Genomic DNA, 4,814 nt, shown 5'->3' on the forward strand with positions numbered 1-4,814 from the left:
ACTTAAGGCACTGACATCTTTCTGAATAGGTTCTGGAGGTTCGATTTTTTCTTCAATACCCTTTAATCCACATGCTAGTATTGCTGCAAGGACTAAATATGCATTACATGCAGGGTCTGGACTTCTAAATTCAAGACGCGTATCTTGTTCCTTCGCATCTAACGGAATACGAATTAAGGTAGATCTGTTATTAAATCCCCAGGTGTTGTTTATGGGTGCCCATACATTAGGTAAAAGACGTTTGTAAGAGTTTACAGTACATGCACCGACTGCAGTGATGGCTTTAGCATGCTTTAGAAGGCCGCCGATGTAATAGTACATCATTTCGGATAAATTATGTCCTTTCGGATCATTTGGCTCGTAAAACAAATTTTGACCGTCTAAATCGTAAATTGAGATATGTACATGCATACCTGAACCAAATAGATGCTGAAATGGTTTAGGTAGGAAAGTTGCTCGATAGCCAAACTGTCTTGCAAGTTCACGTGCAACATTCATGAAGGTAATTTGATTGTCTGCGGCTTCTACAGGGGAATAGTGGTTGATATTAACTTCCATCTGTGCAGGACCTCCTTCTTTTGTTACTACGGTAGCATCAATTCCCATCTGAGCAAGCGTTTTACAATAGGTTCGATAGTACTCCTCCCATTCATCCTGCCCTGACATCGCAAAAATCATTCCATGTCCTTCCTTTTCTGCGTAATTTGCAGGTGCGTAGGAGCCGTCTTCGTATTCTTCAAGAACATAATATTCTGTTTCAAATCCTATCTGTGGAAAATATCCTAGTTCGTTGTAGCGTTTAATAAGTCTTTTAAGCATTAATCGTGGGCAGCATTCCCACTCCTTACCGTCATGAGTATATAAGTCACAGAAGACTTTAGCCGATTTTGAGGCGTATGGTAATACTGTAAATGTATCAAAATCCGCTTTGATCGTAAAATCTTCTGATTGTGCGCCATATTTATTGCCGAAGGCAAATTGATCAAAAGAAGTGAAGTCCATCGTCCCCATGTTCATTTTTAGCCCGTGGTCTAATGCTTTTTCAATAGCCTGCAATATTGCGGCGCGTCCCCTCATGATACCGTTTAAATCACAAAATTGGAATCTAACACTTTCGATATTTTTTTCTCTTATAATCTCAAGCACTGTATCTTTGCCCATGCTTACAACCCCATCTTAGTATAAGTTGTAACCGATTCTTAGATTCTTTTTAGTATCAAAATAAAGTGCTTAATAAGTGTATTTAATACACTCATCCATTTGTCTAATGCTGTTCGAAGAACTCGTAGATAAGATTGTTGACAGTATCTGGTTGATCAGCACTAATTAAATGCCCAGTATTGAGTATCTCAATCTGGATATCAAGAACGTTTTTTGCAAGTTCCTTGACTTTTGCAGGATCACCCACCAAATTGTCTTTTTTGCCAAGAATCAACAGAACGGGGATACTTATACTTTGAAGCTGCTCAGGCGTAAATGGTATAGGAGCCGCTACTCTTGGCGTAGTTCCGCTCATTACCAAGCCAAACCACTCACCACATGCTTCCAATACTCTGGGGTTATCTCCGAGAGCCCACCGGAGCATATCCTCCGGAGAAAACTGTGTATCGGGCGACGCAGATTGCTCGATTTTTTGAATCGTGCTATCCGTGGCTGGTGTAACACCCATCGGGCCTAATAAAACAAGTTTCTTCACACGTTCAGGGGAATAAAGAGCATAATTTGTTGCAATGAATCCTCCATTCGAGGCACCAATGACACAAGCATTTTCTATTCCAAGTTTATCGGATATTTCTGTATACAATTTACTCAAGGCTTTGCCATCATTCGGGAAACTATCCAGATCATTTAAGACACTTTTCCCTACCTCTCCAAGGTTATCAATAGCATAGGTTAGATAGAACTTGCTTAACCCTTCAATATTATAAAGCCATGATGAAGCAGACATTCCTGCGGCGTGAAGTAGCAAGACTGGAGGGGCATCTTTTGGTCCGCTAATAATGATATGCACTTTTCCATAAGACGTATTTACAAAAGTGCTCTCATAAGGAACTGGCCATTGTTTAAGTCTTGCGTCATACATCGCCATGAGTCTTACTTCAAAATCAGGAGAATTGTAGATGGTTTTTGTCATAATTTTACCTTCTGTAAACTTTGAATAGATGTAGAAATCTGATATATATCACATCTCCGCCATACAGCTACTAGAATATAAATAATTTTAGGTTGGTTTAAAAAACCAGAGGGGCTATTTGTATATGATCTAAGACAAGTATTTCAATAAAGACAGACTTACTCTTCCTTAAATTTAATAAGTGCTTCGCAGTAGGGATCTCCTTTAGAATATGATTTCGTAAACTTGAAAGTTAGTTTAGGATTAATTTCCTTTAATGCCTCTTGAGCAGGCTCTTCGTGGGCAGGCTGACATATAGTAAGCTCAGGCTTTATCCCAAACTCCTTATATCTTGCCCGCCACCCACAACTGCTTAATCTGATAACGGCTCTTTCTCTGCTTTCCTCGATTAATTCATACTCAGTCTCAGGGCCACTCTGCAATGTACCAACAACAGTGTGTAACTTAGCTGCGTCTATTGCATTCTCTACGGGTAGATCGAACATTTCTTTAACTCGATGATGCAAATTCTTAACACTTTCACCCATTACCCTTATGACAATCTCTTTATACTTTTCCCAGCCCATGACGGGTGCAAAGACTCCTTCTCCCTTACCTAGAAGAGGAACAACAGTCTTCGATCCTCTTAGCAATGCAAAATTGAGCAGGGTTTTAGCGGTTATTGCCCAACACTTCTCAGGCGGGATCTTTTCCAATAACTCTTTAGATGTTTGCTTCATTTCTGTTTCACTCTTTGAACTGTTTGAAGGTTTATTCTTCCTTAAACTCGATGATGTCTTCGCAGTAGAAATCTCCTCTTGGTATTGTCTTCGCGAGTTTGTAACTTATATTGGGACTAATTGCCTTGAGTCCATCTTCCCGAAATGTTTGACAGGCTGGGTCGCAAGCTCTATGCTCAGGATCTACCTCTAACTCTTCATAAATCTCCCAGACTGTCGGACACTTTGTCACTCTGATACTGGCTCGTTCTTGGGTAGCTTCAATTATTTTAAACTTGCACTCAGGACCTGCCAGTAAAGTTACAGCAACTATGACTAATTTAGCAGCACCTACGGCATCCTCTACTGGTATGTTGAAAGTCTCTTTAACATGTGGAAACATCTGCTTACCACCGTCACTATATATCTTATCGTTTATCTCCTTCCACTTTTCCGCACCCATGACCGGTGCGATGATCCCTTCCCCCCTACCTAAAATAGCTGCGATGATTTTATCCCCTCTCAGAATTGTGAATCTCCAGAGAGTTTTAGCGGTTATTGCCCAACACTTCTCAGCTGGCATCATCTCCAAAAACTCTTCAACCATTCAACTTCACCATTTCTCGAACTTTCATTTATCCTTTGAAGAGTATTTGTATATACTCTTGTACTTTTTATACTTTCAATTAAAATTGAATTGAGAAAACTACAGCGTTATGGGTGTAGAAGAATACAATAACTATCTAAAAGAATGCATTTTACAGGTAGCTAAGCAAGAAAGCCCACTGCTTTAGCTGTGAGTAGTTACTGAGTGCTCCAAAATCCTCTTTCGAGGCGAATCACTTTTCCCATAATTTTTGAAGGATCTATGCGCTTCAAGAACTGTTCAAGAATTTGACCTGCATGAGCGTCTGTTGCAGGATGAATCATAACTACAATGATACCCAAGTGATCTTTTCTCGAAGGATACAAAAAATCTCTGTCGTGAGTGAGAAAATGAATCCTTTAGAGGTAGCATACTCTAATAGCTCGCTATTCTTCGATCCAAGAAGTCTTAGCGTCTTTACTGACTCTACAATGAGGCCTTGTTTTTTGAGCCGTTGTAAAGTCTTATGAGACACATCTTCATCCAGAAGAAATTTAAGGAGTAACAAAAGGGGAAATCTCCTCTCCTTCAACGAATTGTCTAGCAAATGCAATACAAGCCTTCACATCATCTTCTTTGATATGAGGATATTCTTCCAGAATTTCAGGAATTGTTAAACCATGCTCCAGCATTTCAAGAATGATGTATACTGGAATTCGGGTTCCTCGGATGCATGGTTTGCCATGTTGGATCTCTGGATCAATCGAAATTCTTTTTTCAAGATCCATTTCGATACCTCCGTTTATCTATCTTAAATATCATCTCGGACGAGTTTGATATATTCTTCTTTGTTGCTAATTTTATCAACTTTTCGCATCTACACGTAATAATCCTTTCATATAATTTCTTTCTTGTTTACCATCCTTTATTCTTCTATCTTGTATACATATTCACAATAAGAATCCCCAGCACACATTCCTTTAGGTCGTTCAACAGTAGCCTTTGGATTTATCGTCTTAACAACAATATTAAAGAAGATTAAGACCCAATCGCTGATATCTTTGGGATCTGTTTTCCATGCACACCCAATAGGGACTCTAACTCTACAGAATGTTTTAGATTGCTCAAGTTGAGTATATCCTTCTGTCCCAATGAGCTCATTAAAGATGACAAACCACTTATATATTGCGTTCATATCGTTGTCCTCTATTTTAAAGACATCTTTAAGGGTAGTGGTCATATTCTTTACTCTATCTTCCCTTTTCCAGATTTTTTCATAAAATTCAAGTGCTCCAGCTGCACCATCTTTCTCGCGGATCTGAAACATAAAACCTTAGAATAAGCTTCTCAGCATTCCCCGAATAAATATGAATTTGAGTTCCCAAGGAATCGCCAG

The 4,814-nt window shown here is 39.2% G+C and carries 8 protein-coding genes; all 8 read right to left on the bottom strand.

Features of this window, described 5'->3' with window-relative positions; genetic code table 11:
* Positions 1 to 1,161 (bottom strand): glutamine synthetase family protein (locus QVB70_RS01960; protein ID WP_287582838.1); only part of this gene is annotated, 1,161 nt, incomplete at its 3' end.
* Positions 1,162 to 1,264: 103 nt separating this feature from the next.
* The gene (locus tag QVB70_RS01965; RefSeq protein ID WP_287582840.1) at positions 1,265 to 2,134 is read right to left on the bottom strand and encodes an alpha/beta hydrolase; all 870 of its coding nucleotides are present in this window, start codon (positions 2,132 to 2,134) and stop codon (positions 1,265 to 1,267) included.
* Between the two features lie 158 nt (positions 2,135 to 2,292).
* Positions 2,293 to 2,853, bottom strand: a complete 561-nt coding sequence (locus QVB70_RS01970) for a hypothetical protein (protein ID WP_287582842.1) — start codon at positions 2,851 to 2,853, stop codon at positions 2,293 to 2,295.
* Positions 2,854 to 2,884: 31 nt separating this feature from the next.
* The gene (locus tag QVB70_RS01975) at positions 2,885 to 3,439 is read right to left on the bottom strand and encodes a hypothetical protein (protein ID WP_287582843.1); all 555 of its coding nucleotides are present in this window, start codon (positions 3,437 to 3,439) and stop codon (positions 2,885 to 2,887) included.
* Positions 3,440 to 3,636: 197 nt separating this feature from the next.
* Positions 3,637 to 3,780, bottom strand: coding sequence for a hypothetical protein (locus QVB70_RS01980; RefSeq protein ID WP_287582845.1), 144 nt, complete (start codon positions 3,778 to 3,780; stop codon positions 3,637 to 3,639).
* Positions 3,765 to 4,031, bottom strand: a complete 267-nt coding sequence (locus QVB70_RS18505) for a DUF5615 family PIN-like protein (RefSeq protein ID WP_369335129.1) — start codon at positions 4,029 to 4,031, stop codon at positions 3,765 to 3,767. Before QVB70_RS18505 ends, QVB70_RS01980 begins: the two co-directional genes overlap by 16 nt.
* The gene (locus tag QVB70_RS01985) at positions 3,973 to 4,206 is read right to left on the bottom strand and encodes a DUF433 domain-containing protein (RefSeq protein ID WP_287582847.1); all 234 of its coding nucleotides are present in this window, start codon (positions 4,204 to 4,206) and stop codon (positions 3,973 to 3,975) included. Before QVB70_RS01985 ends, QVB70_RS18505 begins: the two co-directional genes overlap by 59 nt.
* A gap of 137 nt (positions 4,207 to 4,343) precedes the next feature.
* On the bottom strand, positions 4,344 to 4,745 hold the full coding sequence (locus QVB70_RS01990) for a hypothetical protein (RefSeq protein WP_287582849.1): 402 nt from the start codon (positions 4,743 to 4,745) through the stop codon (positions 4,344 to 4,346).
* Positions 4,746 to 4,814 lie beyond the last annotated feature (69 nt).

The sequence above is a fragment of the Candidatus Borrarchaeum sp. genome (assembly GCF_019058535.1).
Lineage (GTDB): Archaea > Asgardarchaeota > Sifarchaeia > Borrarchaeales > Borrarchaeaceae > Borrarchaeum > Borrarchaeum weybense.